Origin of the sequence: Algoriphagus ornithinivorans (genome assembly GCF_900115305.1) — a bacterium.
In the GTDB taxonomy this organism is placed as follows: domain Bacteria; phylum Bacteroidota; class Bacteroidia; order Cytophagales; family Cyclobacteriaceae; genus Algoriphagus; species Algoriphagus ornithinivorans.
The window spans coordinates 377026-397022 of record NZ_FOVW01000001.1 but is presented as its reverse complement, the minus strand read 5'-3'; the positions used below and the strand labels follow the sequence as shown (position 1 = coordinate 397022).

Here is a 19997-nt window from a genome sequence, read left to right as displayed (position 1 = left end):
AATAATGCATCACCTAGGGCATCAATAAAGCAAGGAATTAGGTTATACAAGGTAGCTTAGAAAAGATTGGTATCATTTTTCATTCATATAAAAGTGTCGGGAGAATGAATTCCCGAAAAAAACCACTAATCATGAACGTCGCCAACACACAAATTCAAATGCGAAAGGGACTTCTGGAGTTATGTGTTCTTCATATAATTTCCAGAGGGGAAGTTTACACTTCTGACCTGATCGATGAGCTTACCCAAGCTCAAATGATCGTGGTGGAAGGAACCCTGTATCCCCTACTCAATCGGCTCAAAACTGCTGCTTTGGTAGAGTATCGTTGGGTGGAGTCAGAATCCGGCCCGCCCAGAAAGTATTATTCCATCACAGAAAAAGGAAAAGACTTTCTCCAAACACTCACCGAAACTTGGGCATCTCTAGTCAATTCAACCCAAGAAATCACCTCCAAGAATTGATTAAAGTTTTGCACCGATCAGCAGACCCTAAATTGAAAAGACAATGAAAAAGACCATCAGCATCAATATTAGTGGAATCCTTTTCCACATAGAAGAAGACGGATATGATACGCTCAGAAAATACCTGGACGCAATCAATAAACATTTCTCTTCTTACAAAGACAATCAGGAAATCATCTCGGATATAGAAAACCGAATTGCGGAGATTTTCTTAAGCAACCTGAAAAACAATAAGCAGGTAATCACGGCGGAGAACGTAGATAATCTCATCGAAAAAATGGGAACTATAGCTGATTTCGTATCAGTGGAGGAAACATTGGAAGAAGAAGATGAGGAAAAGGAATCTTCCAAGCAGGAGGATTTTTACAAATATGTAACTCCTCCGAATGCAGAAAAGAAAGGCTATAAGAAACTCATGAGAAATGAGCCCAAGAAAATTTTGGGTGGAGTTTGCGCCGGATTAGCAAATTATTTCTCAATCGACCCCCTTTGGACTCGATTGATAGCTATCCTTTTGCTGTTTTCAGGAAATCTTAATTTAAGATTCGATGCCTTTGATATTTTCCCATGGGATAATTTCAGATTTAACTTAGGTCTGGGCTTTTTCGCCATTGTTGCTTACATAGTATTGTGGATTATCCTCCCAGTTTCCTACGATGTAGAGGAGGATAAAAACATCAAAAAACTCTATAGAAACCCAGATGATAAAGCTTTGGGTGGGGTAGCCAGTGGATTGGCAGCCTACTTTGGCGTAGAAGTCATCTGGACTAGATTGGCTTTTGTAGTCCTAACCTTGGCAGGAGGATCTGGCGTATTGATTTATTTGATTCTATGGATCATTACTCCAGTAGCAACATCGATCACTGAAAGAATCAGGATGAAAGGTGGAGAAATTACTTTGGATAACATTGATTCTACAATAAAGGAAAACCTGAACCCGCAGCCACCCAAACCTGAATCTCAAACCAGAAAGATTCTCTTGGCCCCATTTCGGGTATTAGGCCAAGTGATTGATGCGCTGGGCAAAGCTTTAGGCCCATTGGGATTATTCTTTCTGGCTGTGATCCGAGTGATTTTCGGTTTGATCGTATTCTTCATAGGATTATCCCTGACTATTGCTCCTATCATCGCCATGTCAGTGTATCTGGGAGTATTCACCACAGATGAATATCAGATCATGATGGATAATCTTCCCATAGAATTGATCTCTAATGTAATTCCTGTGTGGTTGGTTGTGGGTGCATCTTTCCTACTGATTATTCCAGGCATTCTTCTGATCCTTTCAGGCCTGAGTGTCTTGGTGAAAAAGAATCTGATTGGAAACAGATTTGGATTGGTAGCCTTTGCGGCTTGGATATTCTGCGTTGGAGTATGTGCCTTCCAAATCCCTAGAATTGTTGCTCAATTCAAAGAAGAGAACTGGTATAAAACCTCTGAGGCTTTGAATCCAAGTCCGGGAATTTTGATACTCCAACTTGATCCCTTGAGTGAAGAGGCAACTTTCAATGAAGTTTCTCTGAAATTGGAAGGTACTTCTGATTCTCTTCTGGTGTTGGATCAGGAATATTTCTCCCGTGGAAGAACGAAAGCAGAAGCAATGGAAAATGCAAAGGCTTTCCCTTACCAAGTGCAGGTGATGGATTCAGTTTTAACTTTCAGTGAGGGATTTGACATCAGCAATTTGGATAAATTCAGAGATCAAAAATTAAGGCTAGTATTGAAAATCCCTTATGATAAGCCATTTATTATCGAGAGATCCATTTTGGAAATCATCAGAAATACCATAAACAGAAATGGCTATAGATCCTCAGATGTAAGGTCCAATACAGTTTGGGCATTTAATGAAGCTGGACTTGTCTGCCTTACCTGCAAGGAAAATAATGAGTCAGAGGACGAGTTATTTGAGGAAGAAAAGTAAGTTGCTGACTCCCTGACCCGAGCAAAATTGGATAGTATTTCCAAAGCAAAGTTTCTTCAAAACAATGAATAAAATCATTAATTATTTAAGAGAGGCATCCCAACAGATGCCTCTTTTTTTTGTAACTTCTCACAACTAAACAATCAACCCATGGATGTAACTGTAAAATTTTTGGGAGGTGCCGGATCCGTAACCGGCTCAAAATATTTAATTGACTTAGGAGAATTTGAATTTTTGGTGGACTGTGGACTCTTTCAGGGGAGACGAGAACTTCGGGAAAGAAATTGGGATAAATTCCCCATGCCTTTAGAACAACTCGAGGCAGTAATCATCACCCATGCTCATTTGGATCATGTAGGCTATCTCCCTAGACTGGTCAAGCAAGGATTTAAAGGTCCAATCTATTGCACTGAGGCTTCCTCAGAGCTAATTAAAATTCTGTTACTGGATTCCGGGAAACTGCAGGAAGAAGAAGCGGAATTTGCCAGAAAAAAAGGCTATTCCAGACATGATAATCCTCAACCATTATATACGGTAGAAGATGCTGAGGCTGTATTTCCTCTCTTGGTTCCCAAGCCTTTTGACCAAGCCTTTGAGATCCATCCAAAGGTGAAAGTCACTTATTTTCATGCAGGGCATATTTTAGGGGCAGCAATCACCAAAATTCTTATTAAAGGTAACAGTCAGGAGAAAAGGTTGGTATTCTCCGGAGATTTAGGACGATTTCATGACCCACTACTTTTCCCTCCTACGCTCATCCCTAAAGCCGATATTCTCTGGATAGAATCGACTTATGGGGATAGAATAGCACCTAAGGTCAAGCCTGAAGAAGAATTAGGGTCGGCAATTCGTGATACTTTTGATCGCGGTGGATTGGTTATTATACCTTCATTTGCTGTAGGTCGAACCCAATTAGTCTTGTATTACCTGTTTAAATTGAAGGAAAAAGGGAAAATTCCAAAGGTTCCGATTTTCCTGGACTCACCCATGGCTATTGATGCCACCAAACTCTACCTGGATTTTTCCACAGACCATCAATTAACTGCTGCATTGGAAGAGGATCAGCATCCTTTTAATCACCGGCAGTTACGCTACTTCCAAAAACAAGAGCAATCCATGTCACTCAACGAATACAGAGGAAATGCGATTATTGTCTCAGCATCCGGAATGGCAACTGGGGGAAGAGTCTTACACCACCTACATCATCACCTTCCTCATGAGAGAAATGGGGTCATTTTTGTGGGATTTCAGGCGGAAGGAACAAGGGGAAGAAGATTGGTTGAAGGAGAAAAATACATCACCATTTACGGAAATCAGGTTCCGGTCAATGCAAAAGTTTACCAAATCGACGGATTATCTGCACATGCCGACCAGGAAGAACTCATGGAATGGGCCGAGGGGTTCACAGAAAGACCCAAAATGACATTTATCATTCATGGTGAAGAGAAGAGTGCCGAAGTTTTGGCTGATAAATTGAAAAATGAATTAAGCTGGAATACAACTATACCGAATTATCTGGAATCTGTAGTTTTGTTTGAAGGCATTTAAACCTATATCATTATCCGCAATCTTGCCACTTAACATATTTTCTTTGCTTGACAGTTGGAAGACCGGTGACCGAAGCTTCGGGATTCTGATCCATTTAGCTGACAATAAGCCATATTTTATTGTTACTTGTAAGAAAGCGGGTATCCATAAAAAACAATTTTAAACTGATGAAATCGAGCATGCTGGAGTCGATAAACACTGGGATGGGCCGATTTATCGGTGAAAATATACGATCTGCCTGCCGAAGGCAGGGATTCCATCCCGATTTTCGGGACAGGTAGTGACCTTTGAGAAACAAATCATAGAAAGATGAAAAATAAAATGTTATCCAGCCTTTTTATCATGCTTTTAGTAATACTTGCATTTTGCAAACCCATCAAACCAGAGGGTGAGGGAATCACAGGAAAAGTGACTTGGTTGGAAGGGAATCAAATGCCAATGATTGTTGAAGACGGCGAAAAACCCGAAGTAAATCCCCAAGGCGTCCCGGTACAAAGAACCTTGATTATTTATCCACTGACAAATTTGGCTGATGCCAAAGTGGAAGGAACCCTATTTCAATCCATTTCTGGAGAACCAATCACCACGGTAACTACCGATGAAGAAGGACGCTACCTTTTAGAGTTGGCTCCAGGTCGATATTCCATCTTCACACGGGAAGAAGATGGCCTCTTTGCTAATATTTTTGATGGGGATGGAAATATTCAGCCTGTTACCGTAAAAAAAGGAGAATGGACCTTGCTGGATATTGTGATTAATTATAAAGCAGTTTTTTGAAAGTTGGAAATTTGAAGTTAGAAGGTGTGGAGGATGGAAGCGAGAAGCAAGAAGCGAGAGCCGAGAAGTCTGAAGAGTGTATATCCCTAAATAACGTTGACCGTTTGGGTCAATTTTATAACTAACTGTAAATCATATTTTTAAACATAAATCGAAAAAAAATCTGATTTTTTTTCAAACTTGATGCAACGTTTTTTAACATCTCTACATCTACCTATTTGAAAGCTATTTGGAATGTTCAGTAGAACCAACTTTTCAGACGAACCAACATTGATTAAAGCATGCCTCAAGGGTGATCGGTCAGCCCAGCGACATCTTTATGATGTGTACTCCGGAAAGTTTCTGGCCATCTGCATCCGATATCTTAAAAATCGGGAACATGCCGAAGATGTGATGATTGAGAGCTTTATGAAGATATTCGAAAAACTACCCCAGTATCAAGCCAAGGGAAGTTTTGAAGGTTGGATGAAGCGAATTGTAGTCACTCAGGCTTTGATGACTTTGAGAAGCAATCGTCATCTGATGATGGAAGTTCATGTGGAAGAGGATGTGGAGTACGAACATCACCATTATGAAACCAAGCATCTGGAAGCTCAAGATCTGATGGAATTAGTAGAAAGCCTACCGGTAGGCTATCGAACCGTCTTCAACCTTTATGCAATTGAGGGCTATGCACATCAGGAAATTGCCGAGCTGCTAGGCATCAGTGAAAGTACTTCCAAGTCACAACTGAATAGAGCAAGGAATGTGTTGAAAGAAAAAATTGCCACCCAACAACTCAAAGAAAGGAGAATCAATGGCTAAGAAAACAGAAAATATGGATCAGCTATTTCGGGATAAACTGGAAAATCACCAGGTAAAACCGAGTAAGCTAGCTTGGGAGAGACTGGAAAACCAGCTCCCTCAAAGCAAAACCAAGCTTTCTACCTATTGGTGGGCTGCTGCAGCAGCAATCCTTCTCTTATTTACGGTGGGTTCCCTGTTCTGGCCAGCTCAAAATCCTTTAGAAGAAGAAATTCTGGCGGAAAAAGTGGAATCTTCTTCAAATGAAGAGGAAACAACTAACCAAGTTCCTGTCGAGATTGAAACGACTGAGAATTCAATTGAAATCATTGAAGAAAAAGAGTCAGCTAAAGTTGATGAAAGTCCTAAAAGAGAGGCTCAACCCAAAAAGAAAAACAATTCATCTTATCAGAAGCAATTAGACCCCAACAAGCAATTGATCGCTCAAAACGAAACTTCTCCTGAAAGAGAAGCAATCATTGAAAAGCCAATTGCTGAACCATTAAAAGGTTTGGAGGCTGAGATTCCCCAAATCAAACCTTTAGATCTGAATGCAAGTGTAGCAGAACTTCAACCTACTACTGAGGAAGCTCCTGCTTATAAAGTGACCATTGTTTCTAATGGAATTAAAGAAGACAAAAACCTGATTTCCGGAATTGGAAAAAAAGTGGATCAGGTAGAAGGAATATTGGGAAAAGTGGATGAAGGATTTGCCACCTTACAAGATGCCAAAAACAGCTTATTCACCTCCCTGACGAACAAAAAAGAAAAAGTGACCGAAAAGCCATGATTAAAAACCAACCTATTATTTAACAAAGAGCAATGGAGTCCTCGGAAACAAAGCCGCTGCATCAGGCAGCGGTACCGAGAATCCAAAAGATCGCTTAAAGACAATAAAACTATGAAAAAGTATCTGCTATTATTTTGCCTGATGGCCATGGTTCAAGTCGCTTTTGCAGCTAAACTGCCATCCCTTGATACAGAAATCAATAAGGACTCTGTCATCGTAGAATTCGGAAAAGCTGGAAAGATAGTCATCATTGTAGAAAGCAAAGAAGACTTCGAAAAGCTTAAAATGATGAATATTGATGAAATCATCAAAAGCTTAGACTTACAGGAAAACAAAGAGACCGGAGAGTTAACCATCGTTCAGATCCAGAAAAAAGACGGCAGCACCAAAGATGTGGTGAAAGTAAGGGAAGAAGGTGCTGAAACTGAAGTAAACATCGGACGGATGAGGGTACTTGTGGATGAATCTGGTCAAAATACCAAGGTGAAAATTGAATCCGGAGCTAAGAAAACAGTTGACCCATCTTTCAAAACCAACTTTAACATTGATCTCGGTGTCAGCAACTATCTCAGCCCAGATGGAGGGTTTCCAACATCTGACAATCCCTATGCAGTCAAAGGCTGGGGAAGCTGGAATGTGGGTTTGAACTGGATGGCTGCCCAGCGAATTTCAAAAGGTTTCTACTGGGATTTCGGATTAGGTTTTCAATTCTACAATTTCAAGTTTGAAAACAAGGACTTCCAGGCTGTTCGCGGGGATGAAATGATTGAATTTATCCAAAGAAATGATGTGGATGGATTCAAAAGCAAGATTTCCGCATCCTATATCACAGCCATGACCATGCTGGAGCTGGATTTTGGAAAAATGAATGACAATGGCAAAAAAGGCCTACGCATTGCTGCAGGACCTTATGCAGGCTATAGATTAGGAGGTAGATCTAAATTCATTTACCGAGAGCTTGACGGTTCGGGAAGGAAAAAAGACAAACAGGATACCGGTCTTTATCTTCAAAACTTCCGATACGGTATCCGGGGAGAGATCGGTGTAGGAAGAGTAACTTTCTTTACCACTTACGACTTAAATACGCTTTTCCAGGATCAGAAAGGTCCTGAACTGAATCCAATTTCATTCGGAATAGTCTTTTAATCAGGGGGAGAGTCATCTCCCCCAATTACCTAACCAACTACTTATTATGAAAAATTTTCTAGCTACAATACTTGCCATTTTCATGGCATCTGGCTGGGCCTTTGCCCAAGAAACCGAATCAAAATCCATTGTTAAAACCAAAGAATTTTCCATGCTTGGACTGGAGTGGACCATGAATAAATTTGAAGATGGTACCAAAGAGTGGAATTTTGAAAATGACCAAGAAACCAAAACCTATGTGAAGCCTAAGCCTTCCAAGTTTGACTCGGATTTGAATATTGATCTGGGTATTAATGTTTGGACTCCCTCAGATGATCTTCCCGCTACCAAAGCTTGGGGTTCCTGGAATGTAGGACTCAACTGGGTTGGAGATTGGAAAGCGGCTAAAAACTTTCACCTAAAAACCGGAATAGGCGTTTCTTGGTATAATTACAAACTGGAAAACCGAAACCTCATCATTGAAAAATCTCCTAACGGAATAGAATTCAATGAGTTTACAAACGGCGTAGGCACAAAATCCAAGTTGGCTGCATCCTATGCAAATCTTTCCTTGGTTCCTACTTTGATGACCAGCAATCAAAAAGTAAGAATCGGACTTGGAGGATATGCTGGTTTACGAATTGGCGGCAGAGGGAAATTCGTCTATGAGGACAATGATGGAGACAAAAATAAAATTTTCGAAAAGTCCAATATTTATGCAAATAACCTCAGATATGGAGCTCGTGCAGAAATTGGAATTGGAGACTTTGACTTGTATTTCAATTATGACTTGAATTCCTTTTTCGAAGAAGGCAGAGGTCCTGAAACAAATGCTATCAGCTTTGGAATTATCATCAATTAAGCTGCACGCAATCCTTTATTAAAACTTAAAAACTTCAACTCATGAAAAGCTTAACCCGACTTTATCTATTGTTTGCACTCTTATTGGTGCAGAGCTATGCTTTTGCTCAGAAAGTGTTGGTAGACACCCAGAAATCCTACCCTGGGATCCGATCCATTGAAGTAGAAGGAGGCTGGCTGGATGTCAGCTATGATGGAGGAAGCTCTTCATCCGTAGATGTAGAAGCTTATCTAGAATCAGAAAATGAAAATCAAGACATCGTCTTCGTGACAATTGGTGATGTTTTGAAAATTTCCTACAAAAGATCTTCCCAGATGAATTCATGGAATAGCAAATCCAAAGGCTGGATCAAAATGACAGGGCCTGAATCCATCAAATTATCAATCCGAAACAGTTCCGGGGATTTGCAGGTAAGCCGTGTTAGCTCTGATGAAACTAACCTCAAAGTAAGCTCAGGCAAGATTCAGGCAAATCAAATCAGAGGAGATCTAATGGTCAATGCTACATCAGGAAATATCAGGGTTGATGGGGTGAATGGCAATGTAATGGCCGGTATGACTTCTGGAAATGCAGATATTTTCAATGTAAAAGGAGATTTGCAGTACAAGTCCACCAGCGGTTCATTAGACGCAAATAATGTGGAAGGAGAATTGAGTGTAAGTCTTACATCAGGAAACGCCAAACTATCCAATGTAGGTCAGTTAGGAGCTTTGAAGTTTACCTCAGGAAACATCCGTGCGGAGAATGCTGGGCTTGGACCGAATACCTCTTTTTCGGGTACTTCAGGTAATTTTAGAGTGCAGACACCATCAAATCTGAATGCATACAATTATGAATTGAAGGCATCTTCAGGGAATTTAAAGGTGGGAAAAAGCAGTAAAGGAAAGACTTTGGAAATCAATAACGGAGCCTCCTCGACTATCAAAGGTCAGATTAGCTCCGGGAATATTACCATTGAGAATTGATGTTTATAGGATTTTTAATCAAAAGGAGGACTGAAATTCAGTCCTCTTTTTATGCTCTGCGGTTCACTTTTAATAGTTGGGTAAAATCTCGCTATGATTAATTTAACCACAGAGGGCACAGAGAATTACATGGAGAACCACGGAATTTTTATTAAGTGACCTGTCGCTTTTGTCTGGCTGAGCGCCTGCCTGACGGCTAGTCAGAGAGTCGAAAGTATTGTCAGGCTGAGCGCCTGCCTGACGGCAAGTCAGGGAGGCGAAGCCCTTTTCGCAAACCACTCCAAAATCTTCTTTGCCTCTTCCACTCTTTGCGGGAAATGAAAACCGCTGCGTCGCTGCGAGCTTTTTTTTACCACATAGGCACAGTAGTAAACATAGATTTGGTTAATATTGATCCCAGACTGGAATAAGAGCCCAAAAACCAATTACTATTTACTAGTCTTAGACTTTTAGCAACTTTTGACCTCATAGAAAGCATAGAAAACATAGCTTCATAAACACTTTACCTTTTGATTCTTCTGTGAGAGAATAATAAAAATCAAATCGCTTCTACGAAGCTCTTATATACTTGTCATTCCAGACGCTACAATCAAAACGCCTCTCCGAGGCTTTCAAATAATCTAGTCGCTCAAGAGCACCAGCGGTGCGGTATGATTGTAGAAAAATAGGTGATAAATGAACTCAGAGCACCAGAGGTGCGATTTGATAAATGATTTGAAAATATCTTTGCTTCTTTTTTTCAAGAGCAAATTAAGCACTGCGCCTTCGCGTCGCCGCGAGCTTTTTTCACCACTTTAGGACCAGGGAGTTTTAATGAAGAGGCATGTCGTATTTTCAGGCTAATTTCAGACTTCTCACTTTAAATTTCAGCCTTTGTGAGACCGCTTCGTTCCCCGCGGTGACGGCTTTATTCATGGCTCTCAACTTCTGGAAACTGCAAATTGCCTACTACCTACTGCCACTGCCTACCTTTCTTCGCGAGAGAATTTCCGCCGCGTCTTTGTGAACATATATGCGTAGATTCTTCTAAAATCCCCCTTGCCCCCTTTGTTTAAGATTCTTCTTCCTTTCAATACAACTACTCCAAAGGGGAATTGAGAACGACTTTCCATTTTAGGTTTAGTGCAATATCAATTTGAGTACAAAATGAAAGGTTTCCTAGAATTGCAAATGTGCATTTTGAACAAAAAATTCTTTGCCTCTTGAATTCTTTGCGGGAGAATTATACCGTTACGCTCGAAGTGACAATTTTCAGCCTTCTCACTTCACATTTCTAACTTCCCCCTACTCCGGCCTCGATGCCTGTCTTACAATTTCAGCCTGCTCTTTATTCAGTTTAAGAAGCCGTTTTATTCTATCCGGTGTAGGTTTTGCTAAGGAATAAAAAATCAAAGTCAATGCGAAAATCACAACGTAAGTCGCATTTTCATAAAATAGCAATCCTAGAGTGCTGAGAATCGAAATCAAAAATAAAGAATAAAATCGCTGCCTAGTTGCCTGAATATAAATCTGAACTTTATCAAACAGCTCCTCATATTCAAAGGATAATTTCAGTTTTCTATGAAAGATCACATATTGACCAATCAGTAAACCTATAGCTAATCCAATCAACAAACCATTGACAAAGTCTGGAAGCTCAGGCAGGTCGAAATTCAAATTACCTGAATTATAATACAAATACACAAAGCCAAATAATGGCAAACTGATCACCATCAGGATCAATACCAATATTTCCAGGCTTTTGTAGTCTTTTTTAAGCTGGTTGTAGTTCAAGAGGCTAACTTATTCAATGGTGATTTTGATATCATCAGTCAGTGGTCGGGACACGCAGCAAAGCACATATCCAGCCGCTATTTCCTTCTCGCTCAAGCCTGCATCCTCATCCATCTTCACCTTTCCGCTCAAAAGTCTACCTCTACAAGCTGTACATAAGCCACTCTGACAAGAATAAGGCATATTCAAGCCCTGCTCCAGTCCGGCTTCAAGGACAGTTTGTTCAGGATTAACGGTCACATCAAACTCTTCCCCTTCCAACATGATTTTCACATCTCGGGTGAGAATTCCGGAGTTGATTCCAGCCATGGCATTGTCATGTGCCTGTTGAGCTGCCGCTGAGAAAAAGCTTTCTCTATGAATTCTCTCTTCAGGGATCCCAAGTTCCTCCAAGACATTCTCCGCCGTATCCATGATTCCGTCAGGCCCACAAAGGAAATATATCTCCTCATAACGCTGCTCATATTCCGCTTGGGAAACAAACTCCTTGAAAGAATCTCGGTTCAATCTACCTTTTGGACCTTTCCAGTCTTCTGAAGGTTGACTCAGATTATGAATTACTTTCAATCGATCTGGATTGGCTTTTTCCAAAAGGTCCAATTGTCTTTTGAAAATTATCTGCTCCTCACTTCGGCTACAATATATCAGCGTGATGATGGAGTTAGGCTCATTGACCAAGACAGATTTAAGAATACCCATGATTGGCGTGATTCCACTGCCTCCAGCCACCATGATAAAATGTCTCTGATTTTTGGAATGAAAGTCGGTGGTAAAATTCCCCAATGGCTTTAGCACATTGATAGTTTTACCGGGGTTTACTTTTTCATTCAGATAATTGGAGAAAAGTCCTCCCTCGACCCTTTTAACAGAAATTCCTGGAAAGGGGTCCACAAATGGGGAGGTGCAAAGACTGTAAGATCTTCTTTGCTCTTTTCCATCAAAGTCCATGACCAGAGTCAAAAACTGACCCGGCTTGTAATCCAGAAATGGTTCTGGCTGCTCAAAATAAATACTCACTGTATCGGGAGTTTCCCTGACAACTTCACGTACCTTCAGAGGGAGATAATTGCTTTTTTTAACTTCCTCTTTTTTCTTCTTAAATAAATTGAACATTCGAGATGTGGATTCTTTGTATTCGGGTGCAAAATTAAACGCTCAGAAATCATAATTGTCCTAATCCCTGAGAAATTCATTAAGAAAACTCCAAATCGTGAAAGTAAGTTTGGAGAAATTCGATAATTATAAATTAGGAAGGGCTATTTTGAAGGTAATGAGCTAAATTGCGCCTTCAAAATTTTGGAACAACCCCAAAACCAACAGACATGGAATTGAATGCCCTGACCGCTGTCAGTTCAGTAGATGGAAGATATGCCGGAAAAACGGCTTCCTTGAGAGCTTATTTTTCAGAATTTGCCCTGATCAAATATCGAGTGCATGTAGAGGTAGAATATTTCATCGCGCTTTGCGAGTTACCCCTACCTCAGTTGAAAGAATTTGATCACGGATTTTTCAGCAAGTTACGGGCTATTGTTACTGAATTTTCAGAGAAAGATGCTCAAAGCATTAAGGACACTGAAAAGGTGACCAACCATGATGTGAAGGCTGTAGAGTACTTTCTGAAAGAGAAATTTGATGCTTTAGGGCTAGAGGCATATAAGGAGTTTATCCATTTTGGACTCACCTCTCAGGATATTAACAATACTGCAACTCCATTGATGCTGAAAGAAGGATTGGAGCAGGTGATTTATCCTGAATTGGAAAAGGTTCTAACCAAGCTAAAGAGCTATGCTTCTGATTGGAAGGATGTTTCAATGTTGGCCAAAACCCATGGACAGCCAGCTTCCCCTACTCGTTTGGGGAAGGAGATTGAGGTGTTTGTTGTCAGAGTTGAGAGGCAATTGGAGCTAATAAAGCAGGTTCCATTTTCTGCCAAATTTGGTGGGGCAACCGGAAATATGAATGCGCATCATGTAGCTTATCCAGAATTAGCTTGGAATGACTTTGCATTCAACTTTGTATCTAAGTATTTAGGCTTAGAAAGAAGTTATCCTACTACTCAAATCGAGCATTACGACAATTTGGCTGCCGTATTTGATGGCTTAAAAAGAATCAATACTGTATTGCTGGACCTTTCTAAAGACGTGTGGCAATACGTGGCTATGAATTATTTCAAGCAGAAAATCAAAGCCGGAGAAGTAGGATCTTCTGCAATGCCACATAAGGTCAATCCAATAGATTTTGAAAACGCAGAGGGTAATTTAGGAATTGCCAATGCTTTGCTGGAGCATTTAGCTGCCAAACTTCCTATTTCCAGGTTGCAGCGTGATTTGACAGATAGCACGGTACTAAGGGTAATCGGAGTTCCATTGGCACATATGCTAATATCTTTGGAGTCTTTGAAAAAGGGATTGGGTAAATTGGAGCTGAATAGAGCTGCCATTGATGCTGATTTGGAAGAAAACTGGGCAGTAGTTGCGGAAGCGATCCAAACGATTCTTCGAAGAGAAGGCTTCCCAAAACCATACGAGGCACTGAAAGATCTTACCCGAACCAATACTAAAATCACCCAAACTTCCATAGCGGATTTTGTGGATGGCTTGCCTATTGCTGATGAATTAAAAGCAGAATTGAAGAAAATTACGCCGTTTAATTACACGGGGATTTAAAAGTGTGAAAGCTGAAGTCAGAAATCTGAAAGGAATCGCCTCTTAATCTAGGTAGCTTCAAAAAAGCTCACAGCGAAGCAGAGGCCCAGAGTTTAATTCTCCCGCAAAGGATTCAAGAGGCAAAGAAAAGTAGGCAGAAGCAGTTGGCAGTAGGCAGTTGGCAGTCGGCAGTTTCGGGAAGTTACGAGCCATAAATAAAGTCGTCACCGCGAGGAACGAAGCGGTCTCATAAAGGCTGAAATTTAAAGTGAGAAGTCTGAAATAAGCCTGACAAAAACGACTGGCCTCTTCATTAAAACTCCGTGGTTCTCCGTGATCTTTGTGGTTAATAAAGCTCGCAGTGGCGCAGTGACGCAGAGTTTAATTCTCCCGCAAAGAATAAAAGACGCAAAGAAGTTGATCTGATTTGTTCTGTGAAATCTGTGCAGATCTGTGACTTTTTCTGTGGAAATCTGCGGGAAATAAAAAAGATTCAGTGACTGAAAAACATTTAATGTTTCTCTGCCCTTCGTAAATCAAAAATCTTAAATTCTCCTATTATCCTCCGTGCTCTCTGTGGTTAAAAGAAATTCCTCATCTCCAAACCACTTCTTTCTAACTTTCTGGTAAAAAAATCTCCGCAATCATGCACCTAGCGCTTCCTCCACCCAGTTTTTCTATGGTAGGAATCTGAGGACTGATAATCGTAGTATATTTCTCAATTAGCTGAATTTGCCCCACGTTTAAAGAATCATAAGCCGTTTGGGACATAACTGTAAACTTCTCTCCTCCATCATTCCCTACTTCCAGCATATTTCCGGCAAAATTAAATTTCTGCTTGGCCGTAATGGGAATCACTTTTTTACCTGCTGAAGTCAAGGTCTCCTGTACTTTCCTTCTATCGGCAGCTTTGACTATACTTTCCAAACAAACCACAGCCAAATCAGAGCCTATATGCATCATTACATTGGTATGATAAATAGGGCTCATCTTTCCGTCAATTTCCTGCTGAGCTTCAAAAGCAATCACTTGATAGCCCAGTATTTTCGCCAAATAATCTAAAGGCACGCAATGGGTTCGTTCAGAATAACAGGCATAAATCATTTTTGAATCATGGTCCATTACCATGCTGCCAGTTCCTTCCAAAAACTGTCCATCCTGCTCAAAAAAGCTTAAATCAATAATTTCATCCACTTTAAACCCCAGTCCCATCAATTGCTCTATCAAATCTTTCCTCCGCTCCAATCGGCGGTTTGGTGAATACATGGGATAGAGAATCAATTTTCCATCAGGATGTGTACTAAACCAATTGTTGGGAAACACAGCGTCTGTTTTAATTGGCTTTTCTGTATCCTCTATGACCAATACCTTCACTCCCTGATCTTTCAATAAGGCGACAAAGCTGTCAAACTCCTGTTGAGCCAAGGCCTTGATTTCTTCAGAACTTCGCCCATCTTGCTGCTGATAGAAATTATTCTCAGCTGTCTCCGGATTGAAACCAAAGTTGGCGGGACGCACCATCAAAATAGTAGAAGAGGTTTGCATGGCTTATTTTTTTGAAGGATATCGATAAAGAACCGGGAGAATATTGAATCTCTTTTCACTAATGGTAAAGTAGCTTTTCATAGAAAATGAAAATGCGATTGCCTCTCCTTGAGGCTCGGGAACATAGGGTAAACTGATGGGAGTTCTAGCCAGTGTTTCAGTTAAAGACTCCCCTTCCTTCCTGATCCAATAGTAGACAGCAAAGTAATTTTTAATCAAAATATGACAGCCATCTTTTGAAATATCTCCTGCCACGGAGGATGAAAAAGGAAATTCCAGATGCTTGTCTAACTTGATTTCCTCCTTGTTCCCAAATTGATCCCAAGAAAAACTGTACAGATTATTCTTCTTATCCCTTTTGGAAACTATATACAGTCTTTTATCCAAGGGATCGAGCATCAAGGTTTCCGCATCCCTAGCTCCTCCAGGATAATTGAGTTCTACTGAGACAGCCTTTTCCTCAATCAAAGCTTGGATGACTCTAGGTTCTGGAATTCTATGAACATACACAGAGGAATATCGAGCTAAATTATCTCCTATTTCAGCTATGTAGATATAGGATTTTCCATCAGGCCCCAATCCAACAGCAATATCTTCCCAGTCCCTATTTTTGAGACCTTTCAATATGATTTTTCCAATCTCTTTGCCTAGGGAATCCAACATATAAACTGCCGCCTCTCCCCCGCTATCGGTATGAACATAAATGAGATTAGGGTGAATATGAGAAAATGCAATCCCGCTGACTTCTTCCAAACGGGGATTTTTAAGTGTGTCTACGGGAATACCCATGCTAAAATAGCGTTCAGAAACAGGAATTTCCTGAGCGAAAAGGCTATGGCTTAATCCCAGTAAAAAAAGAAAGAAAATAGTAATGCGTGTACCCATAAGAAGGTCGAAATTAGCCAAAAAGGCAGGAAAAAGCAGGGAAATCGGTATTTTAGTTAGGAAACAAAGTCAAAAGTCAAGATGGATCCACTTTTAAAGAAAATGAATTGGAAGGATGGGATGAAAATCAAGATTTGGAATCTTCCTTCAGAACTTGAGAAGTTAGAGCAGGAATGGAAGGCTGCCGGTTATTTAGCTTCTGCAAATGAGGAAGCAGCATTTTTATTGGCTTTTGTCAAAAGTCAGGAAGAGATAGAGCGGATTTTTCCAGAAATGGAAAAATTAGCCCAAGAGGATGAATTGCTTTGGATGGCCTATCCCAAAGGAAGTAGCAAGCGGTATCAAGTGAAAATCAACAGAGATACTGGCTGGGGAATATTAGGAAAGTATGATTTCGAAGGTGTGAGGCAAATCGCCATCAATGAAGACTGGTCAGCCTTACGATTTAGAAATACCAAATTTATCAAAACTCTCACTCGAAAATTCAGCACCAAGGACCAATGATCCTATAATTCACACCCAAACCTACGTCGCTCCTAAATCTGGAAAGGTAATTTATAAATTCTCTTTCCATTGGCTTGATACATGGCATTGGCCAGTGCAGGAATGTAAGGTGGAACTGGCGGCTCTCCCACCCCTGTTGGTTTCTCCATACTTTCCATGATATGCACGTGGATGTTTCTGGGAGCTTCCGGCATTCGGATGATTTTGTAGCTGTCAAAATTATGCTGCTGAGCAACTCCATTTTCAAAGGTGATAGCCGAAGTAGTCGCCAAACTATGAGCAAACTGTGACCCACCTTCAAATTGGGATCTAACTCGATCGGTATTTACTGCAATACCGCAATCCACCGTATAATAGACATCTTCTACACGGAGCTTACCTGAACTGTCTTTTTCGAGGCTAACCACACAGGCCACATAGGTCAAAAAGCTTTTATGCGCTGCAAAACCCATGATTTTGCCATTTGCCTTGGATTGCTTCCAGTTAGATTTTTCTGCTACTTCTCGGATCACAGCTTTCATCCTTCCGGTATTCCATGGATAAGCATCGATTGGCTCTCCATAATTCCCGTATTCTCCTCCCACCATTTCACTTTGAAAAGTAATCTCTCTGTCTTCTCCCAAAAGAGACAAAGCATGCTCAATCGGGTCCATTCCTCTAGCTTCAGCCAATTCATCTAGCATACAATGCATAGCAAATGCATGATGGATGTTACTTACAGAGCGAAGCCAACCCACTCGCACATGCCCCGTGGATTCATGGGATTCAATTCGGATATTTGGTACATCAAAGGGAAAATCCACACATCCTAGGCCCATCTCCCCATCTGAAGGATGCAACTCATCCTTACTACCGGTGGAGCCAATGGCAGGAAAAACAGTGTGATGATTCCACCCTGATAAGGCATTCGAAGAATCTAAGGAAGCAATGATACGCTGAGCACTATGAGAATGGTAAAAATCAAAATGAAGATCATCTTCTCTAGTCCATTGAACCCGAACCGGCGCTTGGGCCGCCTTCGAAAGTAAGACCGCTTCAACCACAAAGTCAGGCTTGGATTTACGTCCAAAACCACCTCCCAGAAGGGTTACATTTACTTTTACTAAGGAAACATCTATATCCAGCGCAGAAGCTATAGCTTCCCTCGCCCATTGAGGATGTTGTGATGGAGACCATACTTCACAGGAACCGTCAGATTTCACATGGGCAATTGCCGCTGGTGGCTCAAGGGTGGCATGAGCATAAAAGGGCGCTTCGTAAGTTCGCTCTATAATCCGAGCTGCTGAACTTTTTGCCTGAGCAAAATTTCCTCTCTCCCTTCTCACTTTTCCATTTTGGCTGGTACTTTTTACCATTTCCGCCAACTGAGCCTCAGAATTGTAGTTTTGGTTTTCACCCAAATCCCAGCTCACTTCCAAAGCTTCTCTTCCTTTGATAGCAGACCAGGTATTGCTGGCGATGACGGCGACACCTTCCAAGGCCTTGTCCAGACCTGGAGGAAAACTGGGGCCTGAAATCTTCACTACTTGTTCTACTCCCGGTACAGCCAAGGCTTTCTCATCCGAAAATGATACTACTTTTGCTCCAATCACCGGGCCTCTGAGCACTACCGCGATTTTCATATCCGGTAGGTTTACATCTGCTCCAAAAACGGCCTTGCCTTGTGTTATATCTTTTAGATCATAAATGGGTACATCCTTTCCAATCAATTGGTAATTGGAAAACTCTCGGAGTTGAATGGATTCAGGGGCTGGCAGACTTGCATTCTGAAGGCTTTCTACTAGATCCCCAAATGGAATTTCCTTTCCGCTTACGCTATGGATGACTTTCCCTTGTTGAGTATCACATTCTTTTGGATCAACTCCCCATTTGCTGGACGCAGCAGCAATAAGCATGGTTCTGGCCGTAGCCCCGGCTTTCCGCATGGGTTCATAAAACATTCGAACCGAAAAGGATCCATCCGTATTTTGGTTTCCATATTTTTCCTCGTCTCCTTCTGCTTGGATAATTTTTATACTTGACCAGTCAGCTCCCAATTCATCGGCCATAATCTGAGGAAGGGAAGTTCGGATACCAGTTCCCATTTCAGATCTATGAGCTACCAAAGTGACTTGATTATCTGAGCTGATGGAGATATAGGCATTAGGAGCGAAAGTAAGTAACTCTCCCTTGGGACCTGAACACTGGAAATTCACACCCAATACAAAGCCCCCGGTAGCTAAGGTGCTGAGTTTTAAAAAATCTCTTCTGGAGGGGATAAAAACCTGACTTTGGTCTTTTGGGTTCTTTTTGAGAAAAGGAAGTTTGGGAAACATCTTAGAAGCGTTTTGGAGGGATGATTATAAGTTCTTGGCGGCTGACTGAATGGCTGTCTTGATACGATTGTAGGTTCCACAACGGCATAAATTCCCCGCCATACTTTGTTCGATTTCTTCTTCGGATGGATTGGGGTTTGATTGAAGCAGAGAAGCTGCATTCATGATCTGACCGGTTTGGCAATAGCCGCATTGGGGTACGATATGCTCAACCCAGGCTTGTTGCAGGGGATGACCTCCATTTTCCGAAAGCCCTTCAATAGTGGTGATTTGGGCATTTCCTACTTCAGAAATAGGCAATGAGCAGGAGCGAATAGCTGTACCATCCAGGTGAACGGTACAGGCTCCACAAAGCGCTTGACCACAGCCAAATTTGGTTCCTTTGAGGTCCAGCAAATCGCGAATTACCCAAAGCAAGGGCATATCCTCTAGGGCTTCAACCGATTTTTGTTCCCCATTGATTGTCAGATTATAAGTAGGCATGGCAATGTTTTTTTTCAGGTTGAGATTAATTTAAATTATTATCAGCAATTTTCCCAGTCAACATATTTTCTTTGTTTGGCCGCTGGGAAGACCGATGACCGATGACCGAAGCTTTGGGGATTCTGGTCCTTATGGCTAATTCTAAGCCGTATTCTTCTTCTTATATGGTAAGTAAGCGGATATTCCTCTTAATTTATGGAATTGTGGTTCTAATTCATTAAACTTTTTTATGTAAAATCAGGAGCCACAGCATTCCTTCTCATCTTTTCAATCAAAAAAATGGCATTTGGATGATTCAGAGTGTTGAACTGCTGTCAAATTCTGATTTCATTAACGGGAATGGAAAGCAACACAGGAAATAGCAAAAAAATAAGTCCCTGAGAAAGAATCAGAAAGGGCAATAGGCTCAAAAAATCAAACATTTTTTATTTCTAGGTTTGGAAAAAATCAAAGATGCCTCTACATTTGCAACACGTTAACCGAAAGGGATAGCGCAACCAGTAAAAATTCCTCCTTAGCTCAGCTGGTTAGAGCACATGACTGTTAATCATGGGGTCCTTGGTTCGAGCCCAAGAGGGGGAGCCAAATTAGAAAAGCCGATATTTTTATCGGCTTTTT

The 19997-nt window shown here is 41.1% G+C and carries 17 protein-coding genes and 1 tRNA gene; 12 read left to right on the top strand and 6 right to left on the bottom strand.

The annotated features are described in order from the left end of the window. The first annotated feature begins 131 nt into the window (after window positions 1-131). The 9 genes from BM073_RS01715 to BM073_RS01675 all read left to right on the top strand — a co-directional run bounded on the left by BM073_RS01715 (window position 132) and on the right by BM073_RS01675 (window position 9229). Window positions 132-461, top strand: coding sequence for a PadR family transcriptional regulator (locus tag BM073_RS01715; RefSeq protein WP_091649714.1), 330 nt, complete (start codon window positions 132-134; stop codon window positions 459-461). A gap of 43 nt (window positions 462-504) precedes the next feature. Then, complete coding sequence (locus tag BM073_RS01710) at window positions 505-2379, top strand: PspC domain-containing protein (protein WP_091649393.1); 1875 nt, start codon at window positions 505-507, stop codon at window positions 2377-2379. A 150-nt stretch (window positions 2380-2529) separates the two neighbouring features. After that, window positions 2530-3927 (top strand): MBL fold metallo-hydrolase RNA specificity domain-containing protein, encoded by a 1398-nt coding sequence (locus tag BM073_RS01705; RefSeq protein WP_091649388.1) that lies wholly within the window; start codon window positions 2530-2532, stop codon window positions 3925-3927. Window positions 3928-4236: 309 nt separating this feature from the next. Next, window positions 4237-4704, top strand: coding sequence for a carboxypeptidase regulatory-like domain-containing protein (locus BM073_RS01700; protein ID WP_245756345.1), 468 nt, complete (start codon window positions 4237-4239; stop codon window positions 4702-4704). Between the two features lie 234 nt (window positions 4705-4938). Further along, on the top strand, window positions 4939-5508 hold the full coding sequence (locus tag BM073_RS01695) for an RNA polymerase sigma factor (RefSeq protein WP_091649385.1): 570 nt from the start codon (window positions 4939-4941) through the stop codon (window positions 5506-5508). A 13-nt stretch (window positions 5509-5521) separates the two neighbouring features. Further along, entirely contained in the window at window positions 5522-6277 is a 756-nt protein-coding gene (locus BM073_RS01690; protein WP_217643083.1) for a hypothetical protein, read from the top strand. A 111-nt stretch (window positions 6278-6388) separates the two neighbouring features. Next, window positions 6389-7423, top strand: coding sequence for a porin family protein (locus tag BM073_RS01685; protein ID WP_091649380.1), 1035 nt, complete (start codon window positions 6389-6391; stop codon window positions 7421-7423). Between the two features lie 46 nt (window positions 7424-7469). After that, window positions 7470-8264, top strand: coding sequence for a hypothetical protein (locus BM073_RS01680; protein WP_139217420.1), 795 nt, complete (start codon window positions 7470-7472; stop codon window positions 8262-8264). A 41-nt stretch (window positions 8265-8305) separates the two neighbouring features. Next, the gene (locus BM073_RS01675) at window positions 8306-9229 is read left to right on the top strand and encodes a DUF4097 family beta strand repeat-containing protein (protein WP_091649374.1); all 924 of its coding nucleotides are present in this window, start codon (window positions 8306-8308) and stop codon (window positions 9227-9229) included. A 1284-nt stretch (window positions 9230-10513) separates the two neighbouring features. Here BM073_RS01675 and BM073_RS01670 read toward each other — a convergent pair. After that, complete coding sequence (locus BM073_RS01670; RefSeq protein WP_091649371.1) at window positions 10514-11002, bottom strand: hypothetical protein; 489 nt, start codon at window positions 11000-11002, stop codon at window positions 10514-10516. A 9-nt stretch (window positions 11003-11011) separates the two neighbouring features. Beyond that, window positions 11012-12115 carry a ferredoxin--NADP reductase gene (locus BM073_RS01665; protein ID WP_091649368.1) on the bottom strand — a complete coding sequence of 368 codons (1104 nt, stop codon included), beginning with the start codon at window positions 12113-12115 and terminating at the stop codon, window positions 11012-11014. 209 nt (window positions 12116-12324) lie between these two features. Between BM073_RS01665 and purB the strand changes: the two genes are divergently transcribed. Next, window positions 12325-13668: an adenylosuccinate lyase gene (gene purB / locus BM073_RS01660; protein WP_091649366.1), complete on the top strand. Its 1344-nt coding sequence runs from the start codon at window positions 12325-12327 to the stop codon at window positions 13666-13668. A 594-nt stretch (window positions 13669-14262) separates the two neighbouring features. On the opposite strand, the gene ctlX is transcribed toward purB, so the two are convergent. Continuing rightward, window positions 14263-15192 carry a citrulline utilization hydrolase CtlX gene (gene ctlX / locus BM073_RS01655; protein ID WP_245756344.1) on the bottom strand — a complete coding sequence of 310 codons (930 nt, stop codon included), beginning with the start codon at window positions 15190-15192 and terminating at the stop codon, window positions 14263-14265. Between the two features lie 3 nt (window positions 15193-15195). After that, window positions 15196-16077, bottom strand: a complete 882-nt coding sequence (locus BM073_RS01650) for a YjiK family protein (RefSeq protein ID WP_091649362.1) — start codon at window positions 16075-16077, stop codon at window positions 15196-15198. 81 nt (window positions 16078-16158) lie between these two features. Here BM073_RS01650 and BM073_RS01645 point away from each other — a divergent pair, with 81 nt between their 5' ends. Further along, the gene (locus tag BM073_RS01645) at window positions 16159-16581 is read left to right on the top strand and encodes a hypothetical protein (RefSeq protein ID WP_091649360.1); all 423 of its coding nucleotides are present in this window, start codon (window positions 16159-16161) and stop codon (window positions 16579-16581) included. 32 nt (window positions 16582-16613) lie between these two features. On the opposite strand, the gene BM073_RS01640 is transcribed toward BM073_RS01645, so the two are convergent. Together BM073_RS01640 and BM073_RS01635 are read right to left on the bottom strand one after the other, a co-directional pair. Continuing rightward, window positions 16614-18896, bottom strand: a complete 2283-nt coding sequence (locus BM073_RS01640; protein WP_091649357.1) for a xanthine dehydrogenase family protein molybdopterin-binding subunit — start codon at window positions 18894-18896, stop codon at window positions 16614-16616. A 24-nt stretch (window positions 18897-18920) separates the two neighbouring features. Then, the gene (locus BM073_RS01635) at window positions 18921-19379 is read right to left on the bottom strand and encodes a (2Fe-2S)-binding protein (RefSeq protein ID WP_091649354.1); all 459 of its coding nucleotides are present in this window, start codon (window positions 19377-19379) and stop codon (window positions 18921-18923) included. A 508-nt stretch (window positions 19380-19887) separates the two neighbouring features. Here BM073_RS01635 and BM073_RS01630 point away from each other — a divergent pair. Further along, window positions 19888-19964: transfer RNA gene (locus tag BM073_RS01630), tRNA-Asn, on the top strand. The last annotated feature ends 33 nt before the right edge of the window (window positions 19965-19997 follow it).